This is a genomic window from Wenjunlia tyrosinilytica (genome assembly GCF_014646055.1).
Taxonomy (GTDB): domain Bacteria; phylum Actinomycetota; class Actinomycetes; order Streptomycetales; family Streptomycetaceae; genus Wenjunlia; species Wenjunlia tyrosinilytica.
Genome location: NZ_BMMS01000035.1, coordinates 1 through 16,361, shown reverse-complemented (window position 1 = coordinate 16,361; position 16,361 = coordinate 1). Strand labels below are relative to the sequence as shown.

The window sequence follows — 16,361 nt, the reverse complement described above, 5'->3', positions numbered from 1 at the left end:
CCCACCGCGGCGTGGGCACGGTGAGCCGGGAAGCGGGCCCGAGGCTCTACGCGGTCAGCGATCTGCATGTCGCCTACGGGGACAATCACGGCATCGTGCGGGAGCTGCGCTCCACGGACCGGCGCGACTGGCTGGTGGTCGCGGGGGACGTGGCCGAGAAGGCCGCCGACGTCGAGTGGGCGCTGCGCCTGCTCGCCGAGCGGTTCGCGACCGTGGTGTGGGTTCCCGGCAACCACGAGTTGTGGACGCATCCCGACGACCCGGTGCGGCTGCGGGGTGAGGCGCGCTACCGCCACCTCGTCGAACTCTGCCGCTCCATCGGTGTGCTCACGCCGGAGGACCCCTACCCCGTGTGGCCGGGGCCCGACGGGCCGGTGACCGTGGCGCCGCTGTTCCTTCTGTACGACTACAGCTTCCTCCCGCCCGGCGTGACCGGCGCGAAGGAGGCCCTGGCCGAGGCGGAGGAGGCCGGCGTGATGTGCACGGACGAGATCCTGCTGCACCCGGACCCTCATCCGGACCGGGCGCAGTGGTGCCGCAGCAGGATCGCGTACACCCGCGAGCGGCTCGACGCCTGCGACCCGGAGCTGCCGACGGTGCTGGTCAACCACTTCCCGCTGGTCCGCGAACCCACGAGAATCCTGCGCCACCCCGAGTTCGCCCTGTGGTGCGGGACTACGGCGACGGCCGACTGGCACCGGCGCTACCGCGCGGCCACGGTCGTGTACGGGCACCTGCACATCCCCCGCACCACCTGGCACGACGGCGTACCCCATCGCGAGGTGTCGCTGGGCTACCCGCGGGAGTGGCGGGCACGGGGCCTGCCGGACCCGCTGCTGCGCGAGATCCTGCCCCGGCGGAGCGCGAGATGATGGGCCGTCTGCTGCCGGACTCGGTCGAGGTCGTCGACGCGCTGGGCGATCTGTCGGGCCCGCTCTTCCCGGAGGAGGAGGCCGTCGTCTCGCGGTCCGTGGACAAGCGCCGCCGGGAGTTCGTCACCGGCCGCCTGTGCGCCCGGCGCGCGCTCACCCGGCTGGGAGTGCTGCCGGCCCCGTTGCTGCCGGGACCGCGCGGGGAGCCGGTCTGGCCCAAGGGTGTGGTCGGCGCCATCAGCCACTGCGAGGGCTACCGGGTCGCCGCGGTGGCGCGCCGCACCGACATCGCCTCGCTGGGCATCGACGCCGAACCCGCGGCCCGGCTGCCGCACGGTGCGCTGGAGGCCGTCTCCCTGCCGGAGGAGCGTGCCCGGCTGAGGCGGTACTGGCCGGCGGACCCGCACATCCCCTGGGACCGCCTGCTGTTCAGTGCGAAGGAAGCGGTCTACAAGGCGTGGTTCCCGCTGACGGGGCGAACGCTGGAGTTCGAGGACGCGCTCATCGTCTTCGACCACGGGCGACGAACCTTCTTCGCCCGCCTCCTGGTGCCCGCCCCGCCGCCGCTCGGCGGTCCCGGCGGCGGATTCACCGGGCGCTGGGCGGTGCATTCGGGACTGGTGATGACCGCCGTGACGGTGCCCGCGAGCAGCCTCGACGGAGGCCGCGGTGTGCCCGAGGCGCTGGAGGACGCCGCATCGCTGCCCGGGTAGCCCGAAGCGCCCGCGGTCAGGCCGTGGGCCGACGACAAGGTCAGGAACAGACATGCACAAGCCCAGCGCGACAGGCCTGCTGCCCCACACCGACGCCGCACTCCCCTGGCCGGCCGACCCCGTCCCGGCGACCGGCGGCGAGGTCATGAGTGACGCCGAGTTCTTCGACTGGCTGGCCGGACGGCAGCGCAAGCACGCGCAGCAGGTGCGGCCGATCCCCTTCGCCGAGCTCTCCGGATGGGACTTCGCCAGGGACACCGGGAACCTCCAGCACCGCAGCGGCCGCTTCTACTCGGTCCAGGGCCTGCGGGTCCGCTCCGACGGCCCGGTCCCCGAATGGACCCAGCCGATCATCTGCCAGCCGGAGATCGGCATCCTGGGGTTGGCGGTGCGCGAGATCAACGGGGTGACGCACTGCCTGATGCAGGCGAAGTCGGAGCCGGGCAATCTCAACGGCGTCCAGCTCTCGCCCACGGTGCAGGCCACTAAGAGCAACTACAGCCGCGTCCACGGTGGTTCGGCCGTGCCCTACCTGGACTGCTTCCTCCGTCCGGACCCGCGCCGCCACCGCGTCCTGGCCGACACCCTGCAGTCCGAGCAGGGCTCGTGGTTCCACCGCAAGCGCAACCGCAACATGGTGGTGGAGGTCGGGCCGGAGGTCGAGGCCGGGGAGGACTTCTGCTGGCTGTCCCTGCGGCAGGTGAACTCCTTCCTGCGGGTGGAGGACCTGCTCAACATGGACACCCGCACGGTGCTGTCCTGCATGCCCGACCGGCTGCACGGCGCCGGGACCGCCGTGGCGAGCGGGGGCGGGAGCCGGCGCGGCCTGCACTCCGACACCGAGATCCGCAGCTGGATCACCGGCCGCAGGAGCGAGCGCGAAGTCAGCGCCACGCTGCTGCCGCTGCGCGAGGTGGAGGGCCGGGGCTGGCACCGCTGGGACGATCGGATCTCGCACGAGCGCGGGCTGTTCTTCAGCATCATCGCCGTCGACGTGAGCTCCAGCCGCCGGGAGGTGCCCGCCTGGTCGCAGCCGCTCCTGCAACCCCACGGCATCGGTGTCCTCGCCCTGCTGGTGAAACGGTTCGACGGCGTGCTGCACGCCCTGGTGCGGGCCCATGCCGAGCCCGGTCATCTGGACGTGGTGGAGCTCGCCCCGACCGTGCAGTGCACACCGGAGAACTACGCGCACCTGCCCGCGGAGCACCAGCCGCGCTTCCTCGACGTCGTCCGGGAGAGCGGGCCCGAGCGGACGCTGTTCGACACGGTGCTCTCCGAGGAGGGGGGCCGCTTCCACCACGCCCGCAACCGCTACCTGATCATCGAGGTGGACGAGGACTTCCCCACCACGACGACCGAGGACTACCGCTGGATGACACTGGGGCAGCTCACCGGTCTCCTCGAGCACAGCCACTACCTCAATGTGCAGGCCAGGACCCTGGTCGCGGCCATGCGCACACTGCCGGAGGCCGGGGACGCCGATGCAGATCATCGGTAACGGCTTCCTCGGACACAATCTCGCCGACGCCTTCGCCGAGCGCTTCCCCGAGGTCACGGCCTTCGCGGCGGGAGTCTCCAGCACGGCGGGCACCGCGTCGGCGGACTTCGACCGCGAGGCCCACCTCCTCTACGAGGTGCTGCGGAAGTGCCGGGAGGAGCACCGGAGCCTGCTGTTCTTCTCCACCGCCTCGGCCGCGATGTACGGCGCCTCGGCCGCGGTGTACGGCGCCTCGGGCACCTCCGGGATCGAGGACGGGCCGGTCCAGCCGCCTTCGGTGTACGGGCGGCACAAGCTCGCCCTGGAGTCCGTCGTCCGCTCGTCCGGCGTCGAGCACCTGATCCTGCGGCTGAGCCATGTCGTCGGCCGCCACCAGCGCTCCCACCAGTTGCTGCCCGCCCTGGTCCACCAGGTCATGACGGGCGCCGTGACCGTCCACCAGGGAGCCCACCGCGACCTGCTCGACGTCCGCGACCTGGTGCACGCGGTCGGCCGGCTGCTGGACGACGGTGTCCGGGGCCGGGTGGTCAATGTGGCATCCGGGGCTCCCCAGCCGGTGGAGGCGATCGTGGACGGGATCGAACGCCGACTCGGCGCCCGCGCGCAGCGCGTCAACCGGCCCGGGCCCACGGCGGTCACCCGGGCATCGACCCGGCGGCTGCGGCTGCTCGTCCCCGACCTCGACACCGGCCGCACCCCCGCGGAGTACCTGGACCGGGTGCTGGACGCCTATCTGCCCTCCTACGCGTCGGCGCACTCACGGCAGCACTCAACGGCGGCACTCGGCAACACGGCGAACCCGCCCGCTGACTCGGCGTGAACTACCGAAGTCCCTAGACTGTGGTGCCCGGACCGGTCCAACGGCCGATGGGACGCATACGTTGTCCGCGTGATCGAGCTTGCGGGAGTCACCAAGCGATACGGCGAGAAGGTGGTCGTCGACGACCTCACCTTCCATGTGCGCCCCGGTTCCGTGACCGGCTTCCTGGGTCCCAACGGAGCGGGCAAGTCCACCACCATGCGGATGATGCTCGACCTGGACCGCCCCACGGCCGGCCAGGTGCGCATCGACGGGAAGCGCTACGCCGAACTGCGCGACCCGCTGCGGTACATCGGCGCCCTCCTCGACGCCAAGGCGATGCACGGCGGGCGCAGCGCCCGCGACAATCTGATGTGCCTCGCCCTGAGCAACCGCATCCCCGCCGCGCGAGTGGACGAAGTGCTGGAGGAGGTCGGCCTGGCCGCCGTCGCCAGGAAGCGCCCCAAGGGCTTCTCCCTGGGAATGGGCCAGCGGCTCGGTATCGCGGCGGCACTGCTGGGCGACCCCGAGATCCTGATGTTCGACGAGCCGGTGAACGGTCTCGATCCCGAGGGCATCCACTGGATCCGCACGCTGATGCGGGACCTCGCCGCCAAGGGCCGCACCGTCTTCGTCTCCAGCCACCTGATGAGCGAGATGGCGCTGACCGCGGACCATCTGGTCGTCATCGGCAGGGGCCGGCTCCTGGCCGACACCTCCATGCCGGAGTTCATCGCCCAGAACTCCCGCTCGTTCGTGAGGATGCGCACTCCCGAGCCCGAGAAGCTGCACGACGCGCTCTGCGCCGCCGGGATCGTCGTGGAGACGACGCCCGAGGGGGCGTTCGAGGTGCCGGACGTGCCGGTCGAGCGGCTCGGCGAGCTGGCGGCGGAACACGGCGTGGTGCTCCACGAGCTCAGTCCGGAGCACGCCTCGCTGGAGGAGGCGTTCATCCGGATGACCGGGGCCGCGGCCGAGTACCGCACCGGACCGCACGGCGCCCTCCCGGCGCAGGCTCGCGGCGCGGCCGAGGACCCGACCGGGCACCGTGGGGCCCGGACTGCCGGAAAGGACGCCTGACATGGCCGCACCCGCCGCGGTACTGCACTCCGAGTGGGTCAAGATCAGGACGGTCCGCTCCACCGGATGGACGCTGGCCATGGCCTTCCTGGTCACCGTCGCCTTCGGTGTGCTGCTGAGCGCGCTCACCAACAGCAGGTTCGACGACCTGTCGAAACAGGATCAGCTCACCTTCGACGCGGCCGGCACCAGCTTCGCCGGCGGGGTGCTCGGCCAGCTCGCCATGATCGCCTTCGGTGTGATGGTCGTCGGAAGCGAGTACAGCACGGGGATGATCCGTACGTCGCTGGCCGCGGTGCCGCAGCGCGGCGCCCTGTACTTCGCCAAGCTGGCGGTCGCCTCGGCGTCCGCGCTCGTCGTCGCAACCGTCACGAGCTTTGCCGCCTTCTTCGCCGGGCAGTCCGTGCTGGGGTCGCACAGCACCTCGCTCGGAGAGCCGCATGTGCTGCGCGCGACGCTCTGTGCCGCTCTCTACATGACCCTGATCGCCCTGTTCTCCATGGGCGTCGCCATGATGCTGCGCAGCTCGATGCTGGCCATGGGGATCCTGATGCCGTTGTTCTTCCTGGTCACCCAGATCCTGGTGACGGTGCCCGGCGCCAAGAAGGTGGCCCACTACTTCCCCGACCAGGCGGGGCAGGCGATGACCCGTGTCGTGCAGAACGACGACACCCCCTACGGCCCTTGGGGCGGCCTCGCCATCATGGCGCTGTGGGTTGCCGCCGCGGTGATCGGCGGCCTCGCGGTGTTCCGCGGGCGCGACGCCTGAGCTCCGGCGGCTCCAGATCCGACCGTGCCCGGCAGGGACCTCCAGCCGGGCACTCTCAACCCGCGGACTCACACACCGCTTCCGGGGAGGATCCATCAATGACCGAGATCAGACCGGTACAGGTCGCCGAGGGAGTCTCGTTCTTCGCGCCCCAGGCCGAAGGCGTGCTGTTCTCCGAAGTGGCCTTCATCTACAACGAGATCTTCCAGGAGCGCACCTACCTCAAGCACGGCATCAAGCTGTCGGACTCCTCGCGGATCGTCGACGCGGGTGCCAACGTGGGTCTGTTCTCCATCTTCGTCAAGCAGCAGTTCCCCGGTGCGCGCATCCTGGCCCTGGAGCCGATCCCGGCGATCTACGAGGCTCTGCGGAGCAACCTCGACGCTCATGGCGCCGACGGCGTCGACACCCGCAGGACGGCCCTCGGCCGGCAGCACGAGGCGTGTGTCCGCTTCACCTTCTACCCGGCGATCCCCGGTAACTCGACGCGCTATCCGGAGCAGAAGAAGGTCGGCCAGGAGCTCACGGTCCAGCAGATCGGGCAGGCCGAGGTCGACCGCGTCATGCGGGGTGTCGAGGTGGAGGTCGAGGTCGACCGGCTCTCCACGGTGTTGAGCCAGTGGGCCCCGCAGGGCCCTATCGACCTGCTGAAGATCGATGTGGAAGGCGCCGAACTCGAGGTCATGGAGGGCCTGGACGCCGACGACTGGCATCGGGTCGAGCAGACCGTCATCGAGGTCCAGGACCTCGACGGCCGGCTCGAGGCGGTCACCGGCATCCTCGACGCGCAGGGCTTCTCCGTCAGCGTCGAGCGCGCCGCCCTGCCGGAGGAGTTCCGCTACTCGATGGTGTATGCCACGCGCCGGGCGTGAAGCGGCGGCGAGGGGCGGGGCGCGTGTTTCCGCGCCCCGCCCCTCGCCGTTGTCCAGCCCCTCGCCGGGTCCGAGCCCTCGATAATCCGTCCGAGCGTCAGGCGCCGTCAGTGCGTCAGGCGGCCCACTCCGGCAGCTCGAGGATCGTGAGCACCGCCGAGGAGGACACCCACCCCGCGCCCGAGGTGGTCAGCAGGACGTTGTCCCCCGCGGCCAGCCGGCCGGTGGTGAGCAGGTGGTTGAGCAGGACGGCCATGTCACAGGCGCCCATGTGCCCGTAGTCCTTGCCGAAGTCCCAGCTGGAGCGTGACATCGGCAGCCCCAGCGGCTGCATCTTCATCTGGTCGATCATGCGCTCGTCGGTGTTGGCCGCCACCACCCAGGCGAGGTCGGCCGCGTTGAGGCCGGCGTCGACCAGGGAGCGGTGCACGATCTCGAGTTCGAAGTCCCGGATCATCTCCATGGCCTTCTCCAGCGGGAACACATTCTGGTTGAAGTAGGTCAGGATCTCCATGGTGTTGTAGTTGCCGACCGGCTCGCCCCGGTACGGCAGCAGTGACTCCTCGCCCCGATGCCACTGCTCCAGCTCCGGGAGCGTGCCGGAGTTGATGGACCGCAGCGCGGCGAAGCCTCCCTCACCGCTGAGCAGGACCGCTGCCCCGCCGTCACTGGCCGTGAAACCGGTACCGAAGCCCTGCCAGCGGTCGATGAGCGGAGTGGTGAAGTTCTCCGCCGCGGCGACCAGCGCGTTGGAGGCCGCCGCGGCTCCCGTCATCTGCCCGATGGCGACCTCGAACGCGGCGAGCATCCCGTTGGAGTGGCTGTGCACGTCCGCGCTGGCGACCCCGGAGGTGCCGAGCTCGCGCAGCACATAGCCGGGCGGGTAGAAGCCCTGGGGACCCTGCGGCGTCGCGCTGCAGTGGACGTAGAAGTCGAGTGAGTCCGGTTCCTCCTCGGACCGCGAGAGGGCGTGCCGCGCGGCGGACACCGCCATGTCGAGCGCGGGCATGTCCCCGGCCAGGTAGGCGGCGGTGAGGCCGGTCGCGTACTGGACGGAGTACTCGTCGTAAAGGCCCTCCGCGACGGCCTTCTCCGCACTCACCCACTCCTGCGGAAGGAACACCCCGACCGATTCGATGTAGACGCCGTCCGTCTTCATTTCTGCTGTCTCCTTCAATGGTGTGGCATTGGTGTGGATCGGTCGGTTCAGTGCCGCAGGAGTTGGTCCTTCAGATGCAGGGCCAGCAGCTGCGGGGTGTCCTGCTCGAACAGCAGCGCCGCCGGGAGGCGAAGCCCGGTGGCCTCCTTCAGCCGGTTGCGGAGGGCGAACGCCGTCAGCGAGTTGAGCCCGATCTCCCTGAACGCCCTCGTCGTCTCCACCGCCTCGGGGGACGGGTAGTCCAGTACGGCGGCCACACTGGTGCGCACGATGTCCATCAGGAGTTCGTCCCGCTCGTCCTCGCCCAGCCCCGAGAGCCGGCGCTTCAACTGGGTGAGGGCTCCCGACGGTCCGTCCGGCTGCCCGGCGAAGCGGCGCACCGGGGTGCGGAGCAGTCGGCGCAGCAGCGCGGGAGGCTCCGGGCCGTCGGCGGCGGCCAGGGCGGGGAAGTCGAACCGTACGGGCGCCATGGCGGCAGCTCCGCCGCGGCACGCGGTGTCGAACAGGTCCAACCCCTCCGACAGGGACAGCTCCGCCAGGCCCGCCGACGAGGTGCGCCGGGCACTGCTCTCCCCCGCGTCCCACGGTCCCCACGCCAGCGACACCGCGGGAAGGCCTTCGGCCCTCCTGCGCTGGGCCAGCGCGTCCAGGAAGGCGTCGGCGGCGGCATGGTCGTCCCAGCCGGGGGCGCCCAGGGTGCCCGCGACCGAGGAGAACAGCACAAAGGAGGACAGGTCCAGACCGGCGGTCAACTCGTGCAGGTTCACCGCCGCGTCCAGCGTCGGCCGCAGCCGCAGGCCGAGCCGCTCGGGCGTCAGCGGGGCGCTCGTCCCCTCGTCCGGCATCACCGCGGCATGGACGACCGAGGTCAACGGGTGCTCCGCGGGGATACCCGCCAGCAGTTCCGCCAGCGCCCCGCGGTCGGCCGGGTCGCAGTGGGCCACGGTCACCTCGGCACCCAGCGCGCTCAGCTCCGCGGCCGTGCCCGTGACCGCGGTGGCATCGTCCCGGTCGGGCCCATCGTCCCGGTCGGGCCGGCCGACGAGCAGTAGCCGCCGTACCCCGTGCTCGACGACCAGATGGCGGGCCACCGCCCTGGCGGGCTCCCCGCCGGCGCCGGTGACCAGGACCGTTCCCGAAGGGGCCGGCGATGCCGTCGAATCCGGCGCCGTCGGCGCTCCGTCGAGTCCCGCGCGGGCCATCCGGGGGACCTTCAGCACGCCCCGGCGCAGTGCGAGTTGCGGCTCGTCCGAGGTTATCGCGGCCGGCAGCGCTCGCCAGGAGGTCCGGTGTCCGTCGATGTCGGCGAGGACGAAGGCGCCGGGGTTCTCCAGTTGAGCGGATCGGATGAGCCCCCACACCGGTGCGACGCGGGGATCCAGCGCGGACGCGTCCTGCGCGGCGGCCACCGCGCCCCGGGTGAGGAACACCAGCCGGGAGGCGGCGAACCGGTCGTCGGAGAGCCATTCCCGTACGAGGGTCAGCGCCTGCTCGGCGGCCTCGCCCGTGGGGGCGGAGGCGCCGTTGCTCCCCGCCGGGTCCCCGGAGCAGCTGACGATCACGGCCTCCGGCGTCGGCAGGCCCGCTTGCACGGCCGCGCCCAGCGCCTCGAGATCGGGGTAGGACTCCGTGTAGACACCGGCCTTCATCAGCGACGGCCTGGCGCCGAGGCTGTCGCCGCCGACCACGGCCCAGCGGGGCTTGGACGTGGGCGCGTCGGCCGAGGTCTGCGCCCACTCCACCCGGAACAGCCAGGGGAGCCTTTCCGCACGAGCGCTCCGGAGCTCGCGCGGAGTCACGCTCCGCAGGGCCACGGAGTCGACCGAGGCGACGGCCGTCCCGGTGTCGTCCGCCATCGCGACGCCGAAGAGGTCCGGTCCCACCGGGGACAGCCGCACGCGCAGTGAGGAGGCGCCACTGGCATACAGACTGACCCCGCGCCAATCGAGCGGAAGCCGCGCGGACCGCGTGCCTGACGGGGTGTCCAGGTCGAGCGGGTGCAGCGCGGCGTCCAGGAGGGCGGGGTGCAGACCGTAGCGGCGCGCTTCCTCCTGCCGCTGCGCGTCCAGGTGGACTTCGGCGAAGATCTCCTCGCCCCGCCGCCATGCCGCCGCCAGTCCCCGGAACGCGGGCCCGTACACCCGCCCGCCGCCCGTGAGCTCCTCGTAGAAGCCGCTCAGGTCCACGGGCTCCGCGTCGGCGGGAGGCCACACCTCCAGGTCGAACGAGGGGCGGGAGACCTGGGGAGTCAGGAGCGCGGTGGCGTGCCGGGTCCACGGCTCGCCCCGCAAAGGCGTCTCGGGCTGCGAGAACACCTCCAGCGACCGCCGACCGGACTCCTCCTGCTCGCCGACCACCACACGCAGCCGCACCGCGTCCCGCTCGGGGAGCACCAGCGGGGCCTCCACGGTCAGCTCGGCCAGATGGCCGCAGCCGACCTGGTCGCCTGCTCGCACCGCGAGTTCCACGAAGACCGCTTCGGGCAGCGGAAGCAGGCCCGCGAGAGTCCGGTCCGCGAGCCAGGGATGCGACCCCGGCGAGAGGCTTCCGGTCAGCAGCAGGCCGTCCGAGTCCGGCAGCTCCACCGCGGCGCCGAGCAGCGGATGGTCCGCCGCCGCGAGCCCGGCGGGCTCGCGGCCCCGGTCGTCCGGGACCGGCGCGGCAGGCTTCATCCAGTAGTGGCGGCGCTGGAACGCGTAGGTCGGCAGGGCCACCCGCTCGGCTCCCGACCCGGCGAAGACCGCCGACCAGTTCACCTCGACACCGTGCACATGGACCTGGGCGAGGGAGGCCGACAGCCCCGGTTCGGGGTCCGTCGCGGGCACCGCGACCACGTCGGTCCCGGCGTCGTGGGCGGCCGCCGAGACGGCTGCGGCCAGGCCCGCGTCGGCACCGATCTCCACGAAGACACCGTGCCCGCTCGCCAGCAGGGTGCGCACCGCATCCTCGAACCGCACGGGCTCATCGACGTTCGCGCTCCAGTAGTCCGCGTCCAGTGCGTCCGTCTCCAGCCACTCACCGGTCGTGGAGGAGCAGAACGGCACACGTCCCGCGGTCGGCGCGATCCCCGACAGCGCGTCGGCCGACGGCGAGGCCGGGCCGCCGCGCTCCTCGGCATCCGCTCTGGCCCGCCCGCGCAGCGCTGCCACGCGGGCCCCGTCCTCCAAGGACAGCGCCCCGGCGACGCACGCGGCGGCCACCTCGCCGTCGCCGTGGCCGACCACGGCCGCCGGCTCGACCCCGTAGGAACGCCACACCTCGGCGAGGGAGACCGCCACCGCCCACAGAGCCGGCCGGACCACGTCGACGCGTGCCCGCGTCGCCGAGTCCGCCTTCCCGGAGACCAGCTCCAGCAGCGACCAGTCCACGACGGCCGACAGGGCGCGGTCGCAGGCGGCCATCGTGTCGGCGAACACCGGCGAGGTCCCGAGCAGTCGCGCCGCCGTCTCCAGCCAGCGGGTTGCTTGCCCAGGGATGTGCTCCGGGACCTGCTCCGGGACGTGCTCCGGGACGTGCCCCGGGACGTGCCCCGGGAAGACGAACGCCACCGGGCGGCCTGGTTCGCCGGTCCTGGCGGTGCCCCGCACGACCGTGCCGGTCTCGCCCTCCTCGATCGCGCGCAGTTCGCGAACGGCCGCCTCGGCATCGGCGGCCAGCACCACCGCGCGGTGTTCCAGAGCGGTCCGCGTCGTGGCCAGTGACAGGCCGACGTCCGCCAGTCCGGGCGCCGGTTCGGACGCCAGGAACGAGGCCAGACGGGCGGCCTGACCGCGCAGCGCCTCGGCGCTCCTGGCCGACACCAGCAGTGGCGTCACCGATACCCCTTCGGCGACCCCGGAAGGCGGGTCAGCCCCGAGGATGTCGGAAGCCTCGGCCGACTCGGGAGCCGCGCAGGGCTCGGAGGCGTCGCTCTCCGCGTGCCCCGCGGTGGCCCCCTCGACCGGTACCACCGGATCGGGGGCCTCGAGGATGACATGGGCGTTCGTGCCGCTGATCCCGAACGAGGACACCGCCGCCCGGCGGGGCCGCTGCTCGCCCCGCGGCCAGGGAACCCGCTCGGCCAGCAGGGCGACATCGCCCTCGGACCAGTCCACGTGCGGAGAGGGCTCCTCGACGTGCAGCGTCGGCGGCAGCGACTCCTCACGCATGGCCATGATCATCTTGATGACGCCGCCCACGCCGGACGCCGCCTGGGTGTGCCCGATGTTCGACTTCAGGGAGCCCAGCCACAGCGGCCGCCCCGGCTCACGGCCTTGGCCGTAGGTCCTCAACAGCGCCTGCGCTTCGATCGGGTCCCCCAGCGGTGTGCCGGTGCCATGGGCCTCCACGGCGTCGACGTCGGTGGGCGACAGGCCCGCGCCCGCCAGCACCTGGCGGATGAGCCGCTGCTGTGCCCTGCCGTTCGGCGCCGTCAGCCCATTGGACGCACCGTCCTGGTTGACTCCGCTGCCCGCGACCACGGCCAGCACGCGGTGGCCCTTGCGGCGGGCGTCGGAGAGCCGCTCGAGCAGGAGCAGCCCGACGCCCTCCGACCAGTTGGTCCCGTCCGCCGCCGCCCCGAACGGCTTGCACCGCGCGTCCCACGCCAGCGTCCTCTCCCGGCTGAACGCCACATAGGCGTCGGGCATCGACATGACCGTGACCCCGCCCGCCAGGGCGAGGTCGCACTCGCCCGACCTCAGTGCCTGGGCCGCCAGGTGCATCGCCACCAGTGACGACGAGCAGGCCGTGTCCACCGCCACCGACGGCCCCTCCAGGCCGAAGGTGTAGGACAGGCGGCCTGCGGTCACATTGCCCGAGGTCCCCATCTGCATGCCCGACACGTAGTCGTGGTACATCACTCCCGCGAAGACGCCGGTGCGGCTGCCCTTCAGGGAGGCCGGAGCGATACCCGCCCGCTCGAACACCTCCCAGGAGGTCTCGAGCATCACCCGTTGCTGCGGGTCCATCAGCAGGGCCTCGCGCGGCGATATCCCGAAGAACTCGGCGTCGAACTCACCGGAGTCGTACAGGAAGCCGGCCTCGCGCACATACGTCGTACCGGGCCGGTCCGGATCGGGGTCGTAGAGACCCTCGATGTCCCACCCGCGGTCGGTGGGGAACGGGCCGATGCCCTCCCGGCCCTCGGCGACCAGTCGCCACAGCCCCTCGGGGGTGTCCACCCCACCCGGGAAACGGCATCCCATCCCGACGATCACAATGGGGTCGTCGTTCACGGAGACGAGCGGCGGCATGCCGGACAGCGTCTCGTCCTCGTCCTCGGCGCCGCCCTCTCCCAGCGAGGACATCACATGCCGCACCAGAGCGCCGGACGTCGGATGGTCGAACACCAAGGTGGCGGGCAGCCGAAGGCCCGTGTCGGCGCTGAGGCGGTTGCGCAGGTCGACCGCGGTCAGCGAATCGAATCCCAGCTCCTTGAACGGCCGCTCCGACTCGACCAGGTCTGCGGTGCCGTACCCGAGCACCGTCGCCACATGGGAGCGCACCAGCTCCGACACCAGGCGGTACCGCTGGGCCGGAGCGACGGCGGCGAGCCGCTGGGCGAGCCCCGAAGCGGCCGAACCGGGCCCGGACCCGGCTCCCCGCCGGGCGGGGAGCCGCACCAGGCCACGCAGCAGACCGGGCAGCTCCCCCGACTCGGCACGTGCCCGAACGGAGGCCACGTCAAGCCGCATGGGGACGAACAGCGCCCCGTCGGCGGCCGTACCGGCGTCGAACAGCGCCAGTCCCAGCTCGGAGGGCAGCGCCGCGGCCCCCTCCCTCGACATGCGGGCGAAGTCGTCCTGGCCGAGTTGCTCGGTCATCCCGCTGAGCTTCTCCCACAGGCCCCAGGCGAGCGAGGTCATCGGGAGCCCCGCCGCCCGCCGGTGCTGCGCGAAGGCGTCCATGAAGGTGTTGGCGGCCGCGTAGTTGGCCTGTCCCAGGCTCCCCCACAGCCCCGCCACCGAGGAGAACACCGCGAACGCCGCGAGGGGTGTCCCGGCGTCCCTCGTCAGCTCGTGCAGGTTCACCGTGCCGTCGACCTTCGCCCGCAGTACGTCGGCCAGGCGCTCCGGCGTCAGCGAGGTCACCAGCCCGTCGTTGAGCACTCCCGCGGTGTGGACCACCGCGGTCAGCGGATGCTCCGCCGGGATCCCGTCCAGCAGCCGCGCCAGCGCCTCCCGGTCGGCCACGTCACATGCCGCGACCGTCACCTCGGCACCCAGGCCGACCAGTTCCTCCCGCAGTTCCGACGCCCCCGGCGCCGCGGGGCCGCGCCGACTGGCCAGCAGGAGCCGCCGTACACCGTGGGTGCGCACCAGGTGGCGCGCCAGCAACCCGCCGAGGCTGCCCGTTCCCCCCGTGATCAGTACCGTCCCCTCGGGACCGAACGGGCGTGCCCGCTCGGCCTGCGCGTTCTCGTCCCCGTTGAGGGCCGCGTCGGCCTCCGTGCCGGGATCCGTGCCGGCGTCGGTGGGCGCGGGCATCCGGGCGAAGCGGGGGGCGAGCAACTCGCCCTCGCGCACCGCGAGCTGGGTCTCACCGCACAGCACCGCGGCCGGTGGCAACCCGTCCGGCGCCTCACGGTCGACGAGCACGATACGGCCGGGGTTCTCCGTCGTGGCCGATCGCACCAGCCCCCAGACCGGGGCGTGCACCAGATCGAGGACGTCCTCGTCGGGTCCGGCCGCCACCGCCCGGCACGTCGCCACCGCGAGCCGCGTGGCGGCGAAGCGCTCGTCGCTCAGCCACGCCTGAAGAAAGGCCAGAACGTCCGCCGTGGACCCATGAACCGCCTTGGCGACGGCGCTTGCGACCCCGCCGCCGTCCGGCCCGCACAGCAGCACCGCGACCTCGGGCACCGGCGCGCCGGAGTCCACCGCCGCACCCAGGGCTTCCAGGTCGGCGTACGGCTGCGCGGTGATCGCACCCTCTCCGGAGCCGAGCGCGTCGGCCACCTGGGAAGCTCCTGTCCCCAGGACCGCCCAGCCCCCGCCCGACGCCCCGGCGGGAACCGCCTCGGGGGCAGCCGTTGTCCGCGCCCACTCCACCGTGAACAGCGAATCACGATGGGCGCCTCGGGCGCCCGCCACCGCGTCGGCCGTCACGGGGCGCACCGACAGCGACTCCACCGCGGCCAGCGGGCGGCCCCCGGTGTCGGCGATCAGGAGCGACATCTTGTCCGGACCGACGGCGGACACCTTCACCCGCAGCGAGTCGGCGCCCGACGCGAACAGGGACACGCCGCTCCAGGCGAAGGGAAGGCGCACGGTCCCCGAGCCCTCGTCCGGGACGGCCAGCACGGTGTGCAGTGCGGCGTCCAGAAGCGCGGGATGCAGACCGAAGGAGCCTGCCTCCTCCCGCTGTCCTTCCCCGAGCGCCACCTCGGCGAAGAGGTCCGCTCCGTGCTTCCACACGGCCCGCAGCCCCTGGAAGGCAGGACCGTACTCATAGCCGGACACGGCGAGCAGGTCGTAGAACCCGTCGAGCGCGACGGGCTCGCCCTGCGGGGGCCAGGCACCCAGGTCGAACGAGGGAACCGGCCCTTCGGGTGCCAGCACCCCCGCGGCATGACGTGTCCAGGCGAGCGCCGGCTCCCCGTCAGCGGGCCTGGAGTAGATCTCCACCGAGCGGCGTCCGGTCTCGTCCGCGCCCTCGACCAGGATCTGGACGTGCACCGCTCCCCGCTCGGGGAGCACGAGCGGGGCTTCCAGCGTCAGCTCCTGGAGCCGGCCGCATCCGACCTCGTCCCCGGCCCGGACGGCCAGCTCGACGAAGCCGGTCCCGGGCAGCAGGACCGCCCCGGCCACCTTGTGATCGGCGATCCATGGCTGCGACTGCGTGGAGAGGCGGCCGGTCAGCAGGATGCCGCGGCCGTCCGCGAGTTCGACGGTCGCGCCCAGCAGCGGGTGAGCTGCGGCGCCAAGCCCGGCCGCGGCGATTCCTGCCGAGGGCGCGGCCGAAGCGGTCAGCCAGTGGCGGCGGCGCTGGAAGGCGTACGTCGGCAGATCCACTCGGCGTGCGCCGGTCCCCGCGAACAGCGTGGACCACTCGACGGACGCCCCGTGGGTGTGCAAGCCCGCCGCGGCAGCCGTGAAGGCCCAGGTCTCGGGCCGGTCCTTGCGCAGGGCCGGGGCCAGGAACATCCCGCCCTGCGGCGGCAGACTCTGCGCGGCCATGGCCGTGAGGGTGCCGTCGGGGCCCAGCTCCAGGCAGCGGGTGACACCGTGCTTCTCCAGGGCCCGGACACCGTCCGCGAAGCGCACCGCTCGACGGACATGGCGAACCCAGTACTCGGCGCAGGCGAGCTCGTCCGGCTCGACCTGCCCGCCGGTGAGGTTGGAGACGACCGGGATCCGGGGCTGGTGATGACTGATGCCCTCGGCGACCTGGCGGAAGTCGTCGAGCATCGGTTCCATGAGCGGGGAGTGGAAGGCATGGCCGACCTTCAGCCGGGTGGCCTTCCGGTCGAGGGCACGGAAGTGCTCGGCGACCTCCGTGACCGCGTCCTCGTGACCGGAAACGACCGTCGCCGTGGGGCCGTTGACCGCTGCGATGCCGATCTCGTGCTCGCGGCCGGCCAGCAGGGGCAGCACCTCGTCCTCGCACGCCTGGAGAG

General features: G+C 72.4%; 9 protein-coding genes. 7 read left to right on the top strand and 2 right to left on the bottom strand.

The window, feature by feature from the left end; all coding sequences use genetic code 11:
• The first annotated feature begins 20 nt into the window (after positions 1–20).
• From IEY86_RS29780 to IEY86_RS29750, 7 genes are all read left to right on the top strand, one after another.
• Positions 21–872, top strand: a complete 852-nt coding sequence (locus IEY86_RS29780; protein ID WP_229698870.1) for a metallophosphoesterase family protein — start codon at positions 21–23, stop codon at positions 870–872.
• Complete coding sequence (locus tag IEY86_RS29775; RefSeq protein ID WP_189135008.1) at positions 869–1,585, top strand: 4'-phosphopantetheinyl transferase family protein; 717 nt, start codon at positions 869–871, stop codon at positions 1,583–1,585. The genes IEY86_RS29780 and IEY86_RS29775 overlap by 4 nt, the downstream gene beginning before the upstream one ends.
• Positions 1,586–1,637: 52 nt before the next feature.
• Positions 1,638–3,083 (top strand): NDP-hexose 2,3-dehydratase family protein, encoded by a 1,446-nt coding sequence (locus tag IEY86_RS29770; protein WP_189135007.1) that lies wholly within the window; start codon positions 1,638–1,640, stop codon positions 3,081–3,083.
• Positions 3,067–3,903 carry an NAD-dependent epimerase/dehydratase family protein gene (locus IEY86_RS29765; RefSeq protein WP_189135006.1) on the top strand — a complete coding sequence of 279 codons (837 nt, stop codon included), beginning with the start codon at positions 3,067–3,069 and terminating at the stop codon, positions 3,901–3,903. Before IEY86_RS29770 ends, IEY86_RS29765 begins: the two co-directional genes overlap by 17 nt.
• A gap of 69 nt (positions 3,904–3,972) precedes the next feature.
• On the top strand, positions 3,973–4,962 hold the full coding sequence (locus tag IEY86_RS29760) for an ABC transporter ATP-binding protein (protein ID WP_189135005.1): 990 nt from the start codon (positions 3,973–3,975) through the stop codon (positions 4,960–4,962).
• 1 nt (position 4,963) lies between these two features.
• On the top strand, positions 4,964–5,731 hold the full coding sequence (locus IEY86_RS29755; RefSeq protein ID WP_189135004.1) for an ABC transporter permease: 768 nt from the start codon (positions 4,964–4,966) through the stop codon (positions 5,729–5,731).
• Positions 5,732–5,829: 98 nt separating this feature from the next.
• A complete protein-coding gene (locus IEY86_RS29750; RefSeq protein ID WP_189135003.1) occupies positions 5,830–6,603 on the top strand; it encodes an FkbM family methyltransferase in 774 nt (257 codons plus the stop codon).
• A 115-nt stretch (positions 6,604–6,718) separates the two neighbouring features.
• On the opposite strand, the gene IEY86_RS29745 is transcribed toward IEY86_RS29750, so the two are convergent.
• Both IEY86_RS29745 and IEY86_RS29740 read right to left on the bottom strand, forming a co-directional pair.
• Positions 6,719–7,762, bottom strand: coding sequence for a ketoacyl-ACP synthase III family protein (locus tag IEY86_RS29745; protein ID WP_189135002.1), 1,044 nt, complete (start codon positions 7,760–7,762; stop codon positions 6,719–6,721).
• 47 nt (positions 7,763–7,809) lie between these two features.
• Positions 7,810–16,338 (bottom strand): type I polyketide synthase, encoded by an 8,529-nt coding sequence (locus IEY86_RS29740; RefSeq protein WP_229698869.1) that lies wholly within the window; start codon positions 16,336–16,338, stop codon positions 7,810–7,812.
• Positions 16,339–16,361 lie beyond the last annotated feature (23 nt).

Coding starts and splice junctions, on each gene's coding strand:
- IEY86_RS29755 (WP_189135004.1), top strand. CDS start 4,964: ATGGCCGCACCCGCCGCGGTACTGCACTCCGAGTGGGTCAAGATCAGG.
- IEY86_RS29765 (WP_189135006.1), top strand. CDS start 3,067: ATGCAGATCATCGGTAACGGCTTCCTCGGACACAATCTCGCCGACGCC.
- IEY86_RS29775 (WP_189135008.1), top strand. CDS start 869: ATGATGGGCCGTCTGCTGCCGGACTCGGTCGAGGTCGTCGACGCGCTG.
- IEY86_RS29745 (WP_189135002.1), bottom strand. CDS start 7,762: ATGAAGACGGACGGCGTCTACATCGAATCGGTCGGGGTGTTCCTTCCG.
- IEY86_RS29770 (WP_189135007.1), top strand. CDS start 1,638: ATGCACAAGCCCAGCGCGACAGGCCTGCTGCCCCACACCGACGCCGCA.
- IEY86_RS29750 (WP_189135003.1), top strand. CDS start 5,830: ATGACCGAGATCAGACCGGTACAGGTCGCCGAGGGAGTCTCGTTCTTC.